Annotated in this window: 16 protein-coding genes; 12 read left to right on the top strand and 4 right to left on the bottom strand. The window is 64.9% G+C overall.

Features of this window, described 5'->3' with window-relative positions; genetic code table 11:
• The first annotated feature begins 17 nt into the window (after nt 1–17).
• The 3 genes from M4J39_RS12795 (at nt 18) to M4J39_RS12785 (ending at nt 2753) form a co-directional block, all read left to right on the top strand.
• On the top strand, nt 18–1142 hold the full coding sequence (locus M4J39_RS12795) for a hypothetical protein (protein WP_251728396.1): 1125 nt from the start codon (nt 18–20) through the stop codon (nt 1140–1142).
• Nucleotides 1143–1404: 262 nt separating this feature from the next.
• A complete protein-coding gene (locus tag M4J39_RS12790) occupies nt 1405–2295 on the top strand; it encodes a cation diffusion facilitator family transporter (protein WP_251728394.1) in 891 nt (296 codons plus the stop codon).
• A 65-nt stretch (nt 2296–2360) separates the two neighbouring features.
• A complete protein-coding gene (locus tag M4J39_RS12785; RefSeq protein WP_251728392.1) occupies nt 2361–2753 on the top strand; it encodes a GFA family protein in 393 nt (130 codons plus the stop codon).
• A gap of 299 nt (nt 2754–3052) precedes the next feature.
• On the opposite strand, the gene M4J39_RS12780 is transcribed toward M4J39_RS12785, so the two are convergent.
• Nucleotides 3053–3901 carry a protein-L-isoaspartate O-methyltransferase gene (locus M4J39_RS12780; RefSeq protein ID WP_251728390.1) on the bottom strand — a complete coding sequence of 283 codons (849 nt, stop codon included), beginning with the start codon at nt 3899–3901 and terminating at the stop codon, nt 3053–3055.
• A gap of 342 nt (nt 3902–4243) precedes the next feature.
• Here M4J39_RS12780 and M4J39_RS12775 point away from each other — a divergent pair, with 342 nt between their 5' ends.
• Nucleotides 4244–4552, top strand: coding sequence for an addiction module antidote protein (locus M4J39_RS12775; RefSeq protein ID WP_251728388.1), 309 nt, complete (start codon nt 4244–4246; stop codon nt 4550–4552).
• Between the two features lie 178 nt (nt 4553–4730).
• Here M4J39_RS12775 and M4J39_RS12770 read toward each other — a convergent pair whose 3' ends face one another.
• Nucleotides 4731–5261: a MarR family winged helix-turn-helix transcriptional regulator gene (locus M4J39_RS12770; RefSeq protein ID WP_251728386.1), complete on the bottom strand. Its 531-nt coding sequence runs from the start codon at nt 5259–5261 to the stop codon at nt 4731–4733.
• A 56-nt stretch (nt 5262–5317) separates the two neighbouring features.
• Here M4J39_RS12770 and M4J39_RS12765 point away from each other — a divergent pair, with 56 nt between their 5' ends.
• The 5 genes from M4J39_RS12765 (at nt 5318) to adh (ending at nt 10423) form a co-directional block, all read left to right on the top strand.
• Nucleotides 5318–6160: an MBL fold metallo-hydrolase gene (locus M4J39_RS12765; protein ID WP_251728384.1), complete on the top strand. Its 843-nt coding sequence runs from the start codon at nt 5318–5320 to the stop codon at nt 6158–6160.
• Nucleotides 6161–6226: 66 nt separating this feature from the next.
• Nucleotides 6227–6637: a hypothetical protein gene (locus M4J39_RS12760; RefSeq protein WP_251728382.1), complete on the top strand. Its 411-nt coding sequence runs from the start codon at nt 6227–6229 to the stop codon at nt 6635–6637.
• A gap of 291 nt (nt 6638–6928) precedes the next feature.
• Nucleotides 6929–7339: an SRPBCC family protein gene (locus M4J39_RS12755; protein WP_251728380.1), complete on the top strand. Its 411-nt coding sequence runs from the start codon at nt 6929–6931 to the stop codon at nt 7337–7339.
• Between the two features lie 448 nt (nt 7340–7787).
• Nucleotides 7788–8762: a GAF domain-containing protein gene (locus M4J39_RS12750; RefSeq protein ID WP_251728378.1), complete on the top strand. Its 975-nt coding sequence runs from the start codon at nt 7788–7790 to the stop codon at nt 8760–8762.
• A gap of 143 nt (nt 8763–8905) precedes the next feature.
• Nucleotides 8906–10423 (top strand): aldehyde dehydrogenase, encoded by a 1518-nt coding sequence (adh, locus tag M4J39_RS12745; protein WP_251728376.1) that lies wholly within the window; start codon nt 8906–8908, stop codon nt 10421–10423.
• Nucleotides 10424–11046: 623 nt separating this feature from the next.
• On the opposite strand, the gene M4J39_RS12740 is transcribed toward adh, so the two are convergent.
• A complete protein-coding gene (locus M4J39_RS12740) occupies nt 11047–11793 on the bottom strand; it encodes a hypothetical protein (protein ID WP_251728374.1) in 747 nt (248 codons plus the stop codon).
• A gap of 994 nt (nt 11794–12787) precedes the next feature.
• On the opposite strand from M4J39_RS12740, the gene M4J39_RS12735 reads away from it, so the two are divergent.
• From M4J39_RS12735 to M4J39_RS12725, 3 genes are all read left to right on the top strand, one after another.
• Nucleotides 12788–13237: a heme-binding protein gene (locus M4J39_RS12735; RefSeq protein WP_251728637.1), complete on the top strand. Its 450-nt coding sequence runs from the start codon at nt 12788–12790 to the stop codon at nt 13235–13237.
• Between the two features lie 193 nt (nt 13238–13430).
• Nucleotides 13431–13829, top strand: coding sequence for a VOC family protein (locus M4J39_RS12730; RefSeq protein WP_251728372.1), 399 nt, complete (start codon nt 13431–13433; stop codon nt 13827–13829).
• A complete protein-coding gene (locus M4J39_RS12725; protein WP_251728370.1) occupies nt 13826–14653 on the top strand; it encodes a helix-turn-helix transcriptional regulator in 828 nt (275 codons plus the stop codon). The genes M4J39_RS12730 and M4J39_RS12725 overlap by 4 nt, the downstream gene beginning before the upstream one ends.
• Before the next feature lie 257 nt (nt 14654–14910).
• Here the strand turns inward: M4J39_RS12725 and M4J39_RS12720 are convergent, their stop codons facing one another.
• Nucleotides 14911–15201: a GIY-YIG nuclease family protein gene (locus M4J39_RS12720; RefSeq protein WP_251728368.1), complete on the bottom strand. Its 291-nt coding sequence runs from the start codon at nt 15199–15201 to the stop codon at nt 14911–14913.
• Nucleotides 15202–15333: the final 132 nt, after the last annotated feature.

The following is a 15333-nucleotide window of genomic DNA, read 5'->3' as shown; positions in this document are numbered from 1 at the left end:
CTTAAACGTGGAGTGACATGATGGAAAAAGCACTGAACCTCAAGAAGGTCGTCCTGTTGGCCGGCGCGTTGTCGGCCTACTGGATCGGCTCGGGCTTCTCGACCGGGCAGGAGATCCTGCAATTCTTCGCCAGCTCCGGCACCAAGGGCCTGATCGCCGCGCTCATCTTCATGGTGATCATGAGCGTGTTGACGTTCCTGCTGTTCAGCGTCGGCCAGCGGAAGCAGTTCAAGAACCCCTATGACGTGTTCGAACACTACTGCGGCAAGTATGTCGGACAGGTCTACATCTGGTACAGCGTCGCCCTGATCTACGGCATCATGGTGGTGATGCTGGCCGGCGCCGGCGCCACCATCCACCAGTATTTCCAGGTGCCAACCTACGCGGGCATCTGGATCATCGGCCTCCTGGCGCTCGGCACCACGCTGCTCGGCGTCGAGAAGCTGATCAACATCATCGGCACCATCGGGCCGGTGAAGATCGTGTTCATGGTCATCGTCGGCTGCGCCGGCCTCTACACGCTGTCGCAGCAGCCGGGCCTTCTGGCCGCCGCCGACGCGGCGATGCCGACGCTGGGCTTTGCCCAGGCCTCGTCCAACTGGGCCTGGTCGGGCGCGCTCTACGCCTTCCTGGCGCTGATCGTCAGCATTCCCTTCCAGGTGGCTTGCGGCGCCTCGGCCGGCAGCCTCAGGGAAGCGCGCGTCGCCGCCATCGTCGGCGTCGCCGGCTTCACGCTGGCCATCGTCATGCTGGTGCTGGCCGAGCTGGTCTACCACGACCTGATCGTCGGCGAGCAGGTGCCGACGCTGGCGATCACCAACGCCATCTCGCCGGTGCTGGGCTTCATCTTCACCGCGCTGATCGTCTTGTGCATCTACTCGGCGGTGGCCTCGTTCCTCTTGATGACCGTGCGCAAGTTCGCCGCCGACAAGACGATGAAGTTCAACCTGATCGCCACCGGCCTTGCCGCCGTCGGCATCGTGTTCGGCGGCATCCTGCCGTTCGACCAGCTGGTCAACCTCTTGTTCCCCTTCGCGGGCTACTCGGCCATCGTCTTCGCCGGCTTCATGATCTACAAGGAGTTCATCGCCCGCAAGGTCGAGGGCGCCGTCGGCCCGGCCGCGATCGAGAAGGCGAAGTAACACCGCGTTCGTCGGACAGCGTCCTCGGGTTCCCCCTGCCGAAACGGTGCGGGGAACCCGTTGGCGTTTCATGGCCGTAGCCGAAAGGCGGGCGTCTCGAAGGTGGACCGGGGGCGGATAGGGCGCTAGAGCATCATCCGACCGGAGTGAAACGAGGGTCGAAAAGATGATGCTTCCCAAACAAGAGTATAGAGCGCCGATCTGATTCAATCAGATCGAATAGCGCTCTATGCCCGCTACGCCGCGTCTTCCGGAGAGCTCCATGACCACGACCACCACCCATCTCGCCATCGGCAGCCTTGCCGTGGGCATTTCGGTGCTGGCGCTGAAGGCCTTCGCCTACTGGCTGACCGGCTCGGTGGCGCTGCTGTCGGATGCGCTCGAGAGCATCGTCAACGTGGTGACGGCGCTGGTGGCGCTGGTCGCCATCCGCGTCGCCGCCGCGCCGGCCGACGCCGCCCACCCCTATGGCCACTACAAGGCGGAGTTCTTCAGCGCGGTGATCGAGGGGGCGATGATCATCGTCGCCGCCGTGCTGATCATGAACGAGGCCTGGAAGGGCCTGTTGTCGCCGCGCCCGCTGGATGCGCCCTTCGAGGGCCTTCTGGTCAACGGCTTGGCGACGGCCATCAACGGGCTGTGGTGCTGGGTGCTGATCGTCTGGGGGCGGCGGCACAAGTCGCCGGCGCTGGTGGCCGACGGGCACCACCTTCTCTCCGACGTCTTGTCGTCGGGCGCGGTGGTGGTGGGCGTGCTGCTGGCGGTGCTGACCGGCTGGTACGTGCTCGACCCCATCCTGGCCGGGCTGGTGGCGATCAACATTCTCCGTTCGGGCTGGAATGTGGTGACCTCGTCGCTGAGCGGGCTGCTGGACGAGGCGGTGCCGGAAGAGCAGCTGTCGCGGATGCGCACGGTGATCGCCACCGCCACGGACGGCGTCATAGAGGTGCACGACCTCAGGACGCGCCACGCCGGCCGCATGACCTTCGTCGACTGCCACCTGGTGGTGCCCGGCACGATCACCGTCAACGAGGCGCACGCCAAATGCGACGCCATCGAGGACGCCCTGCGCGAGGAGTTCGGCGACGTGACCATCACCATCCACGTGGAGCCGGACAGCCAGGCCGAGGAGGGGCCGGCGCTGGTATTGTAGGGCGGTGCGGGAACCGGGGCGCGGCGCGCCGGGTTGATGGAGCCTTCAGGCTGGAGGAGGCCGGTATGACGGAGTTCGAAGGCGGGTGCCTGTGCGGCGCCGTGCGTCTCAAGGCAACGGGGCGGCCCTATAGGGTGGGCCTCTGCCACTGCATCGACTGCCGCAAGCACAGCGGCGCGCTGTTCCACGCCTCGGCGATCTTTCCCGAGGAGGCGGTGGAGGTGAAGGGCGAAACCTCCGATTACAAGGGGCGGCACTTCTGCCCGCGCTGCGGCTCGTCGGTGTTCGGCGTAAGCGGCGACGAGGTGGAGGTGAGCCTGGGTTCGCTCGACGCCCCCAACCAGCTGACGCCCACCTACGAACTATGGTCCATCCGCCACGAAAGCTGGCTGCCGCAGTTCTCGCTGAAACACAGCTACGAAAGGGACCGCGAGGGCACGGGGCGGTATGAGGATTAGGGGGAGGGGGAGGAGAGGGAGACCTATATCGGCCTTGCGCCCCTTTCTGCCCGAGGTCCTCGCCTGCGCAAGGATGACACATCTATATAGAGGGGCATTGGGATAAGCCGCCCGCGAAGCCCCGCTGTATCATCACCGCCACTACGCGGAACACAGCGCTTGCAAATGCATTCAACCGCTGCCCGCTTGTATCCTATATATAAATTGTCATCCTTGCGCAGGCGAGGACCTCGGGCAGAAAGGGGCGCGCGGCTCATATAGGGCGCCCCCGGGGGCAAGCCGCCGACATAGAGCTCCCCTTACGCGCCCCCCTCCAGCTTTTCCGACGAGAACCACACATCGCGATAGATGGCGAGGGCGGTGTCGTCGGGGGTGCGGTCGGTGGTGCGCCAGATGGAGCGGAGGGCGCGGACGGCGGCGGGGCTTTCCGGCAGCTTCTGGGGTTTCACCTCGTCGGAGGCGCCGACGCAGGGGATGAACCAGGCGCGCATCAGGGGGGTGACGGCGAAGCCGCCGTTGCAGGCCCTGACGAGCAGCGTCACGGCGATGTCCTCGCTCGGTCGCCAGGGGAAGATCAGCCGCCCCTCGGGGTTGAGGGCGTCGAGCCAGTCGACCGGCGGCGCGGCGACGCCGGCGTTCACGTAGATCACGTCGGATTTCGGCAGCGGCTGGGCCGTGGCGTCGCCGGTCACCACCGTCACGCCCTCCATGGGGGCGAGGTTGCGGCGGGCGAGCTCGGCGAGGCGCTCGTCGATCTCGAAGGCGGTGACCGAGCCGGTGGGCAGCACCAGCATCTGCAGGATGGCGGTGTAGTAGCCGGCGCCGGCCCCGACGTGGGTCACCGCCTCGCCGGCCTGAGGGGCGACGGCGCCCATCCAGGCGGCGTGCAGGGAAGGCTCGCCGTTGTTGATGCCCTTGGCCGCGTCCAGCGTCACCAGCACATCCTGGTAGAGATAGGCGGGGTCGGCGCTCGGCGTGTCGACGGGGCGGCCGTGGAAGACGATGCGCCAGGGCCCCGGAGGGCAGAAGGCCTCGCGCGGGATGGTCTCGAAAGCCCGCGCGAGCCGGGGGTCGGACCACTTGCTGGCGGCGCCCATCAGCCGGGCGTAAAAACTCCTGATTTCCTCGATGCCGGCGCGTTTTGGCATGACGGGGCCTCGTGTTCCGGAAGGGGGTATCAGGGACATATGGGGGCGATCGCCGAGATGGGAAGGTGGGAGGGGGAGAAGGAGCACGATATGGGCGGCGCGCCGTCTCGTCCCGAGGTCCTGCGCCTTCGCGCAGGATGACAGTTAATTGATATATAACAACAAGTTATGTCGAGCTTGATCCTCTGTCTCCCGTCTCCATCAAGCTGTCCTCCTCTGCGGAAGCAGGCTTGAATTCACGTGTGAATTCAAGGTGGATCTCGGGCAGGATGGAGCGCGACGACGCTATAGAGCGACGGGAGTTCCAGCTTGCCTTTTGTCCGTTAAACAGGACAATTAGTCATGGGCACAAACCATCAGACCAAGCCGTTCGACACTGCCGAGCATCTTCAAACCGGTGATGACATCGCCGCTTATCTGGAGGCTGCGTTCGAGGACGGCGATCCGGCGCTCGTCACCCATGCCCTCGGCGTGATCGCCCGGGCGCAGGGGATGAGCAAGCTCGCCCGCGATACCGGCCTCGGGCGGCAGAACCTTTATGTGGCGCTGTCCGAAGGCGGCAACCCGACCCTGGCGAACTTCATGGCCATTACCAAGGCGCTTGGGTTGGCGGTTCGGGTGGAGCCGGTTCAGCATGGCGCGGCGGAGTGAGGGCTATCTTCTGGAGACCGATATAGGCGCCTGAGATTTCTCGTCCTGAGGTCCTGCGCCTTCGCGCAGGATGACGGCTTTATATAAATGAAAACACATACATAGATTGTCATCCTGCGCGAAGGCGCAGGACCTCAGGACGAGTGGGGCGCGAGGCGGATATAGGGCGCCCCATCCCTCAGCTTGGCGTCCCCACCTCCGGGTTGAGGTCCGACAGGGCCAGTTTGCGGAGCAGGCTTTCCAGCGTCGCCTGTTCGTTCGCCGTCAGGGCGGCGAGGACCTTGCTTTCGAAGGCCATGTCTTCGCGGAAGGCGCGTTCGGTGAGGTCGGCGCCTTCGGGCGTCAGCTGGACCAGCATGCTCCTGGCGTCGTCCGGGTCGGGCAGGCGGGTGATAAGGCCGGCCTTTTCGAGGCGGGCGAGGCGGGCGGTGAGGCCGCCGGAGGAGATCATCAGCCAGCGGTAGAGCTCGGTGGGGCGCAGGCAATAGGGCGGGCCGGAGCGGCGCAGCGTGGCGATGACGTCGAACTCGCCGCTGTCGATGCCGTATTTTCGGAAGATCGCCTCGATCGGCGGGCGCAGGCTGAGGGTGATCCAGCGCATGCGGCCGAGAATGGCCATGCCGGCCGTGTCGAGATCGGGCAGCTCGGCCGCCCATTGCGCGCGCCGCGCGTCGACGCCGTCCTGCGCACCGTCCGGTTGTCTTGACATCAAGACGTCTCCTGTTATCTTGATGTCAAGATAACTCTGTCGACGGATGCAAGGCAATGACCCATATCAACCGTCCTCAGCTGTCAAAGGTTCCCGTCTGCGTCACCTGCGGCACGCAATATCCCGAGGCCGAGCGGATGGAGGGCTGCCCCATCTGCCAGGACGAACGGCAATATGTCGGCTGGGGCGGGCAGCGTTGGACCAGCTCGGCCGAGGTGGCCGCAGGCCACGAGATCCGCTTCGAGGATGCCGTGGGGGTGATGACGCTGCAGCTTTCGCCGCGCTTTGCCATCGGCCAGCGCGCCTTCCTGATCCCCCAGGCGGGCGGCATGGTGATGTGGGAATGCCTGCCCACGGTGACCGACGCCGCCGTGGGCCGGATCGCCGGGATGGCCGGGGACGGGGGCGGGGTTCAGGCCATCGCCATTTCGCATCCGCACTTCTATTCGGCCATGCTGGAGTGGAGCGTCGCGCTGGGTGGCGTGCCGATCTACCTCCACGAGGCGGACGAGGATTGGGTGAGTTTCGACAGCCCCTACCTGCGCTTCTGGGACGGCGATCGTTTCCCGCTCACCGACGCCATCGACCTCGTGCATCTGCCCGGCCATTTCGAGGGCAGCAGCGGGCTTCTGTGGAAAAACGGGCCGCGCCCCGGCGGCAGCCTCTTCCCCGGCGACGCCATCCAGATCGGCATGGACAGGCGCATCGCCAGCTTCATGTACAGCTATCCCAACGCCATCCCGCTGGGGCGCAGGTCGCTGGCCCGGCTGAAGGCCAAGGTCGACCCGCTGGCGTTCGCCGATCTCTACGGCTCCTTCGAGGGCAAGGAGATGATCGGCGACGCGAAGGAGAGGGTGGAAGCGTCATTTGCCCGATATGAGGCGGCGCTAGAGGGGTAGGGGAGTCCGCAAGGAAAACGGCGCGAAACCGGTTCCCGCTTCGCCGAACTGCCCCGGGAGAAGACCATGAGCCCGACCAAGCTCGGATGGCTTGCTTGCCTCTTCGTTTTCAGCGGGGCCACGCTTGCTCACGCCACCTGCCTCACATCCGTCACCGAGCTCAAGGCCAAGGGCATAAAGGCACATTGGCTGGAGGCGACCGCCGATGATGGCAAGCCGCTCAAGATCGTCATCGCCGACGGAGCGGGCGGTCTCGTCTATTCGGCCAGCAAGGCCGGCGAGCTGTGGCTGACCGGGAAGGCGTCCGTCTGTCGGTCCGGAGGCGCGACGACGGTGACCTTGAAGAACACCAAGGCCACGAAGAATGTCCCGATGGTCACAAGGATGGTGCTGCCCTCCACCCTGTCGGCCCCCATCGTCAACGACGAGATCAGGCTGGCGGGAGGCGCCTGGAGGGGGACGTTTGTCGGGCGCTAGAGCGCTATTTACGAGCTGCCACGCCTCGGCGAGTTTCGGGGGGAGCGCTTGAGCGGCAGCGCTATATTGGCCGATTGCTCTACTCGTCCTGAGGTCCTGCGCCTGCGCGCAGGATGACAGCTAGATATTTGTTTTTATTATATAATCTTGTCATCCTGCGCGAAGGCGCAGGACCTCGGGCAGAAAGGGGCGAACGGCAAGTATCGTGCGCCCTCTCACCTTCACTCGCGCCGATCCCGACGGAAATCGCCGCGACTGCGTGTCACTGCCAATCAAAGAGGAGGGAAAACCATGCGCATCACCGTTGAAACCACCGTTGCCGCGCCGATCGCCGAGGTGTGGCGGGCCTATGTGAACCCGGAGGACATCAAGGCGTGGAACGCCGCCTCCGACGACTGGCACACCACCACGGCCAGCGTCGACCTCCGCGAGGGCGGGGCGTTCTCCTCGCGCATGGAGGCGAAGGACGGCAGCCAGGGCTTCGACTTCGCCGGCACCTATACGAGGATCGTGCCCGAAGAGCGCATCGAGTACGCGTTCGGCGACCGGACGGCCGAGGTGCTGTTCCATGAGCGGCCGGAGGGCGTCCACGTCAGCGTCAGCTTCGATCCCGAGACGACCTTTCCGGAGGAGTACCAGCGCGCCGGCTGGCAGGCGATCCTCGACAACTTCAAGCGCCACGTGGAGGGGCGGACGGCCTGAGCACGCCGTTCGTTACCATCGCGGGCCGGTTGCTTTTCAGCCGGTGAGGGGAGCGGGATATCGGTGGCTCGCTCCATTCTGCCCGAGGTCCTGCGCCTTCGCGCAGGATGACAGTATTATATTAATGAAAACAGTTACATAGCTTGTCATTCTGCGCGAAGGCGCAGAACCTCGGGACGAGAAGGTGCTGAGGGAGATATCAGGCGGCCAACGCGCATGGCCCCCTGATATCGCCGATCACTCTCGCCGCAACCTGGCGTCGGTTCATCGCTCGCGCCGAGTCCTTTGGGCGAATTGTCTACCTCGGAAAACAAGATTATGAAGGGTCCCCTTATTGGGAGTTTCCCTTAGGACGCCGTTCGGTCTGACGGAACCGGACCGGCGCTCCAGGTTGGTGGTTGGAGGACTATCGGAACGTCGTGGCCAACGCTTCTCGAGGAGGAAAAGCGTGGACAGGTCGGAGGAACGTCACGCACGGCACATCAGGGACACGCTGGCCGCCGGCGGGGCGGTCCGCTCGGTCGTCGCCGCGTCGTGGCACCGGTCGCAGGAGCTGCATAAGCTCGATCCGGCGGCGCCGCGCCCGCCGGTCTGGCGGTTGACCGAGCAGGAGATCACGCTGGCCCGGCAGCCGCTGGAGCCGCTGATCGCCTGCGCGGAAAGCGCCATGGACCGGCTGCATGCGGCCGTCGGCGGCGTCGGCTGCTGCGTGCTTCTGGCCGACCGCAACGGCGTGCCGCTGGAACGGCGGGGCGCGGCCGGCGACGACGCCACCTTCAGCGCCTGGGGCCTGTGGATCGGCACCCCATGGAGCGAGGACAGCCAGGGCACCAACGGCATCGGCACCGCCATCGCCGAGCAGCGGCCGGTGACCATCCATCGCGACCAGCATTTCTTCAGCCGCAACGCGCTGCTCAGTTGCACCTCCTCGCCGATCCACGACGCCGACGGGCAGTTGGCGGCGGTGATCGACGTCTCCTCCTGCCGGGCCGACCTGACCGAGGGCTTCCTGACGCTGATCGCCCAGTCGGTGGTCGACGCCGCGCGGCGCGTCGAGTGCGATCTGTTCCGCCGCGCCTTCCCCGGGAAACGCATCGTTCTGGCGCCGTCGCCCGAGGGGCGGGCCGATGCGCTCATCGCCGTCGACGGGCACGAGCTGATCGTCGGCGCCACCCGCGCCGCCCGGCAGTTGCTCGGCCTCAGCGCGGCGGATCTCAAGGGACACACGCCGATCGGCGATCTGATCGCTCGCGAGAGGGAGGCCGACGACCTCGCCGCCGGTGAGCGGGCGGTGGTTCAGCGGGCGCTTGCCCGGGCGCGCGGCAACGTGTCGCACGCCGCCGAGTTGCTCGGCATCAGCCGCGCGACCCTCCACCGCAAACTGAACAAGCTCGGTTTGCATGAGCGGGTCGCCCACGCCTAGGCTGATCCACATCCCCTCATCCGACTGTCGCAGAACTGCGACACTGGCGGCCAGCAGCGGTGGTGAGCCGGCTGGATATTGGATTTTGCGTACGCAACTCTCCGGACAGCGCGATCAACGCGCGCCCTGTCTGGGAGGACAAGATGACCTATCAGAGCACCGTCAAGGCCGCCGACCTGCCGTTCCGCACCAAGTATGGCAACTACATCGGCGGCGAGTTCAAGGACGCGCTGAGCGGGCGCACCTTCGACAACCTGTCGCCGATCACCGGCCAGAAGCTTTGCGAAGTGGCGCGCTCGGAAGCCGCCGACATCGAGGCGGCGCTGGACGCGGCGCACGCCGCCCGCGAGGCCTGGGGCAAGACCAACGTCGCCCAGCGCGCCTACATCCTCAACCGCATCGCCGACCGCATGGAGGAGAACCTCGGTCGCCTGGCGCTGGCCGAGACCTGGGACAACGGCAAGCCGATCCGCGAGACGACGGCCGCCGACATTCCCTTGGCCATCGACCATTTCCGCTATTTCGCCGGCTGCCTGCGCGCCCAGGAAGGCACGCTCAGCGAGATCGACCATGACACCATCGCCTATCACTTCCACGAGCCGCTCGGCGTCGTCGGCCAGATCATTCCCTGGAACTTCCCCATCCTGATGGCCGCCTGGAAGCTCGCCCCGGCGCTGGCCGCCGGCAACTGCGTGGTGCTGAAACCGGCCGAGCAGACGCCGGCCTCGATCCTCGTGCTGATGGAGATCATCGGCGACCTGTTGCCGCCGGGCGTGCTCAACGTCGTCAACGGCTTCGGCCTCGAGGCGGGCAAGCCGCTGGCATCGTCGAAGCGCGTCGCCAAGATCGCCTTCACCGGCGAGACCTCCACCGGCCGGCTGATCATGCAGTATGCCGGACAGAACCTGATCCCGGTGACGCTGGAGCTGGGCGGCAAGTCGCCCAACATCTTCTTCGCCGACGTTATGGCCGAGGATGACGACTTCTTCGACAAGGCCATCGAGGGCTTCGTGATGTTCGCCCTCAACCAGGGCGAGGTCTGCACCTGTCCGAGCCGCGCCCTGGTACAGGAAAGCATCTACGACAAGTTCATCGAGCGGGCGCTGACCCGCGTGCACGCCATCAAGCAGGGCAGCCCGCTCGACCCGGAGACGATGATCGGCGCCCAGGCCTCCGAGGAGCAGCTCAACAAGATCCTCGGCTATTTCGACATCGGCCGTGAGGAGGGCGCCAAGGTGCTGACCGGCGGTGCGCGCGCCCACCTCGGCGGCGATCTCGAAGGCGGCTACTACGTGCAGCCGACCGTCTTCCAGGGCAACAACAAGATGCGCGTGTTCCAGGAAGAGATCTTCGGCCCGGTGGTCTCCGTCACCACCTTCAAGGACGAGGACGAGGCGCTGGAGATCGCCAACGACACGCTCTATGGCCTCGGGGCCGGCGTCTGGAGCCGCGACGCCAACCGCCTCTACCGCTTCGGCCGCAACATCCAGGCCGGCCGCGTCTGGACCAACTGCTACCACGCCTACCCGGCCCACGCGGCCTTCGGCGGCTACAAGCAGTCGGGCATTGGCCGCGAAACCCACTCCATGATGCTCGACCACTATCAGCAGACCAAGAACCTGCTGGTCAGTTACAACCCCAAGAAGCTGGGCTTCTTCTAGAGCCTGGCCGAAATCCGCTGGGGCGGGCAGCTAGCCTAGAGTGCTGCGCTTCCGGTGCTCACGAACCTTAAGTTCGCTCCGCTCCGGTTCTCGCACTCGTCGCTATCTGCCGCACCCCAGCGAATTTCGCTTCAGGCTCTCTTCGCCTGGTCGAAATCCGCTGGGGCGGGCAGCTAGCTTAGAGTGCTGCGCTTCCGGTGCTCACGGGCTGTTTTCTAGGACGCAACGCCGGACGCAAAACCGGTTCCCACTTTTGCTGGCGTTGCTCGAAGTCCGCTCCGCTCCGGTTCTCGCGCTCGTCGCCAAGGGCATCCGCCCGAAAAGTTGCAGACTTTTCGGGCCAAGCGGATGCCCAGGGATGCCGCACCCCAGCGAGTTTCGCTCCAGGCTCTGCGAGCCCTACGTGCCAAGAATAGGAGCGCCGATCTGGGGAAGCCGGGTCGGCGTTTCGAGCTGTTGGTGGGAGGGGAGCGCTATATCGACCGCTCGTTCCGTTCTGCCTGAGGTCCTGCGCGAAGGCGCAGGACCTCAGGCAGAAAAGGGCACTGTGGGCATTATCAGGCACCCCCTGCGATCCAGAGCATTCGCCGGGCTGCCAGTTTTGCTGATTCTTCGGCGAATGCCTAGCGGATGAGCGCTTCGAATTCATCCGGCGTGGTCCGCTTGGCGCCCCCCATGCGATTGGTCTTAGCTACCCACGGCCTCGTCCCCTCGACAAGCCAGTCGTCGCCGAAGCGGATCAGACTGAAGCCGACCAGGAAATCGCGGCCGTCGAACGAAAGAAGGGCGACGCGTTCGGTTTCGGCGTCACCCTGAAACAACTTGGCGTGTCCGGAGAAAAGGCGCTGTTGCCGTTCGCTGTTCACTTCTTCCGGCAACGGGGTGCCGATTTTCGAAATTGAAAGTTCTGACAGGCGCTCTGCCTGTACAGCGTCGAACATATCCCACGCAGCTGTCGGGTAGTCTGGATTGGCGTAGGAATGGCCCTCCAGAAGCGTGTCTATGATCACAGGATTGTTCGCCAGCATCAGACTGTAAGTGAGAAACTGGACATCTTTTGCCATCATACCCGCGTAGAACGCTTTGTTGACCGAGATGAAAAAGGGATCGTTGGCCGGCATCGCGAAAGAGGGCATGATCACCTTGAGCTGCCCGGCTTGCGCCACGAAGTCGTAGCCCTCGCTCATGCGATCGACGGCGGTCGTCGCCAGAATGGCCTCGAAATCCTGTTTCTTCACCGCATCCAAGAAGCCGGTAACGGCCTCTTCCGGCGTTTTGAAATGGGCCTCTTCGGCAGCATAAGCCTCGGTCAACGAGAGACTGGCGACGACAGCGACGACGGCAACGATCCAAGACTTCAACAAACGCATGATGCTCTCTGCCAGTGACTGTGGCCCGGTTCCATTTTCCGGAACCGAAAGCCGAGTGTCCGGCCCATTTCACGGCGACGCACCGACGCCATCGGTGGCGTTGAGGAGGCGGTGTTTCGCCTGGGCATAGCGGTCAGTCTTGCTGTTTTCCCGTGTGCCAGCAAGGGCGTGTAACCACGACGTGTTCCCGGGGCGAACTCGGAACCGGATGCACGGATGCCGCCGGGCGGGCGTTCCGTCTCTACCATCTGATCGGATCGTCACGGAAGGGGAGCCGCCTTGCGCCAATATGGCTCTCATTGATGTTGGATCTGTATCATCGTCATCTCAATGGGACGGGCGCCGTGATCCGGCACGTCATGGTCGGCGCGAGCGATGTCGGGCGCTCCAGGCGCTTCCATGGCGCGGTGCTCGGCACACTGGCGCCGGGGTGTTGGAGAACGACCTCGGCGAGGAACGTCATCCGGCCTGCTTTCTGTCCGCTTGCAGGGTGGCGACAAGCCTCAATGAAGTCCCATGATTTCAGGTATTTGCAGATTTCGGCGAGAGACTTCTCCTGCGAGAATGGCCGGTTCGATGGCCGCCATTTCCCGAGCCGTCCGAGTGCGGATGGATAGCCCGTTCGTCACCATCCCATGCCGGATCGACATCCATCCGGGAAAATACCCAGGCGATGGATAGTGTTGGATCGGTATATTTTTCAATGTTACACCTTAACGCGCGGGTGCAAAGTGGGCGGGTCGTGGTGTTCCGGCACTGCGGGCTCTAGAGCATTGTGCGGAAAAGTGGAAACCGGTTTTCCGCAAAAACAATGCGACAACAATGAGATAGAGCTTGTTGGCGAACCAGAGTTCGCCGGACAGGCTCTTGTTCGAAAAGCATTCCGCGTGAAAGCGTAAATGTCAACTTGCCGGATGAGGAGAGGCGCCCGGTCTTTGCAGGAGGAGTTACTATGTCCAGTAAAGCCGTTATTGCATTCGCGCTTGCCACTCTGATGGCCGGCGCGTCTCTCGCCGCCGATGCCTCCAAGCTGATCCTGCCGGGTGACATCACCCTTGAGCAGGCCGACAAGGCCATCGCCGCCGCCAAGGCCAAGGCCATGGAGCAGGGCACGCTGATGAACATCGCCATCGTCGATGCCGGCGGCAACCTCAAGGCCTTCGCCCGCATGGAAGGCGCCTTCCTCGGCAGCGTCGACATTTCGATCAAGAAGGCCAAGACGGCCCGCCTGTTCAACATGCCGACCAAGGATCTCGGCGATCTGGCCCAGGTTGGCCAACCGCTCTACGGCATCGAAGTCACCAACGACGGCCTCGTGGTCTTCGGCGGCGGCGAGCTGATCAAGGACAAGGACGGCGTCATCATCGGCGCGATCGGCGTGTCCGGTTCGTCCGTCGAGGATGACATGGCCGTTGCCCAGGCCGGCGCCGCCGCCGCCAACTGATCGCCAAAACCACCTCAGGCGGGACCGGCTCGACACGTTCGGGCCGGTTTTTCTTTTGGCGAGGCGAGCGGCCGATATCGGGCGGCGCTTCCCCTCCATCCTGATCGGATCGGCACCGAAAGGGAGCGACATCGCACCGAAATTGGCCGTGAACGGTGCTAGGTTCCCGTCATCGGCAATTCGGAGCGGGAACATGATCAACCACGTGGTGGTCGGCTCGAACGACATCGAGCGGTCCAAGGACTTCTACGACGCGGTGCTCGGCACGCTGGGGGCGGGGGAGGCGGTTCGCAACGTGGCGGCGAGTGGCCATGTCAGGTTGTTCTACCGGCACGACGGCGGGTCGTTCTGCGTCAGCCAGCCGATCGACGATCGTCCGGCGAGCCCTGCCAACGGCGGCACCATTGCTTTCCGCTGCGCCTCGCCCGAGGGTGTCAGGGCCTTTCACGACGTGGCGGTGGCCCATGGCGGCGTCTCCATCGAGGACCCGCCGGGCGTGCGCGACAATCCCGTGGTCGGGCCGGTGTATCTCGCCTATGTGCGCGACCCCGACGGCAACAAGCTCTGCGCCATCCACAGGGGGGCGGCATGAGCGATCATTCGAAGGCGCTGCTCAACCGCCCCGGCGTCGGCTTCACGGCCAGCGTCGCCCAGGGCTGCGACCTCCGGTTCAGCCGCGTCATCGTCGACCGTCCGACGCTGATCGTGGTCGATCACGGCTCGAAGATCCTGGAGGCGCCCGGCGGGTCGTGGACGGTGGCGGGCGGCGAGGGCGTGGCGCTGGCCGGCGGACAGACCTTCGACGTGACCAACCGCCTGTCGGACGCCGGCCGCTATGGCGCGCGCTGGCTGGTGTGGGACCCCTCGATCATCGCCTCCTTCGAGCGGAGCGGCGAGGGCGCGACGGTGCAGGGCGTGGCGGCGTTCGGCCGGCTGGACGCGGGCTTTGCCGAGGTCTTCGACCGTGCCATCGAAGCGATCGGCGACGTTGATGGCGTGCCGGAGGCGGTGGCGCGGCATCGGCTCACCGAGGTGCTGGTCTGGCTGTCACTTCAGGGCATCCGCTTCTCGTCGACGGAGAGCCCGAGCTTTGCCACGCGGGTGCGGCGGCTGATCGAGGGTTCTGCCGATGCGCGCTGGACGGCGGCGGAGGTGGCCGATCGTCTCGCCGTCAGCGAGGCGACGCTGCGCCGCCGCCTTGCCGCCGAGGGAACCACGCTGGGCGATCTCCTCGCCGACGTGCGCATGGCCCAGGGCATGCTGCTGCTGCAATCGACCGATCTCTCCGTCAACCGCGTGGCGCTGGAAGTCGGCTACGAATCCGCCTCCCGCTTCGCCATCCGCTTCCGCCGCCGCTTCGGCTTCCCACCCACGGCGATCCGGGGGCATGCAAGAGGGGCGGTGAGCGTGGGGTGAGGGGAGCTTGATAGTGGCGTCGGCGCCCTCTCGTCCTGAGGTCCTCGCTTTCGCAAGGATGACAATTTATATATAGGATACAAACGGATAGCGGTTGCGTGCACTTGCGGGCGTTGTGTTCCGCGTAGTGGCGGTGATGACGCATCGGGGCTTCGCGAGCGGCTTATCCCAGCGCCCCTCCGTATAGATGTGTCATCCTTGCGCAGGCGAGGACCTCAGGCAGAAAAGGGCGCAACGCCGATATCGGTCTCCCCACATCACCACATGATCGTCTCGAACAGATCCTCCCACGCCGGGTTCATCTCCTCGATCGCCTTGATCTTCCATTCGCGTTTCCAGTGCTTCACCTGCTTTTCGCGCGCGATGGCGTCGGTGATCTCGTCGTAGTCCTCGTACCAGACCAGTCGCGTGCAGTTGTAGCTGTCGGAAAACCCGCGATAGACGTGATTGCGATGCTCCCAGATGCGTCCCTCCAGATCGGAGGTGACGCCGACGTAGAGCACGCCCTGCGGCTTGTTGGTGACGATGTAGACCCAACCCGGATTCATGGGGTGAGCTTCGCGGAAATGCGGGGGGTGAGGCAACCGTGGATTGGGGGCGCCCTATAGATCCCGCGCGCCTCTTTCTGCCTGAGGTCCTCGCCTGCGCCAGGATGACGGCTTGATGGGGGCGGGAGCCTC

The organism is Pleomorphomonas sp. NRK KF1, assembly GCF_023721755.1.
In the GTDB taxonomy this organism is placed as follows: domain Bacteria; phylum Pseudomonadota; class Alphaproteobacteria; order Rhizobiales; family Pleomorphomonadaceae; genus Pleomorphomonas.
The sequence above is the reverse complement of the archived record's forward strand: the minus strand, read 5'-3'. Positions and strand labels throughout refer to the sequence as shown.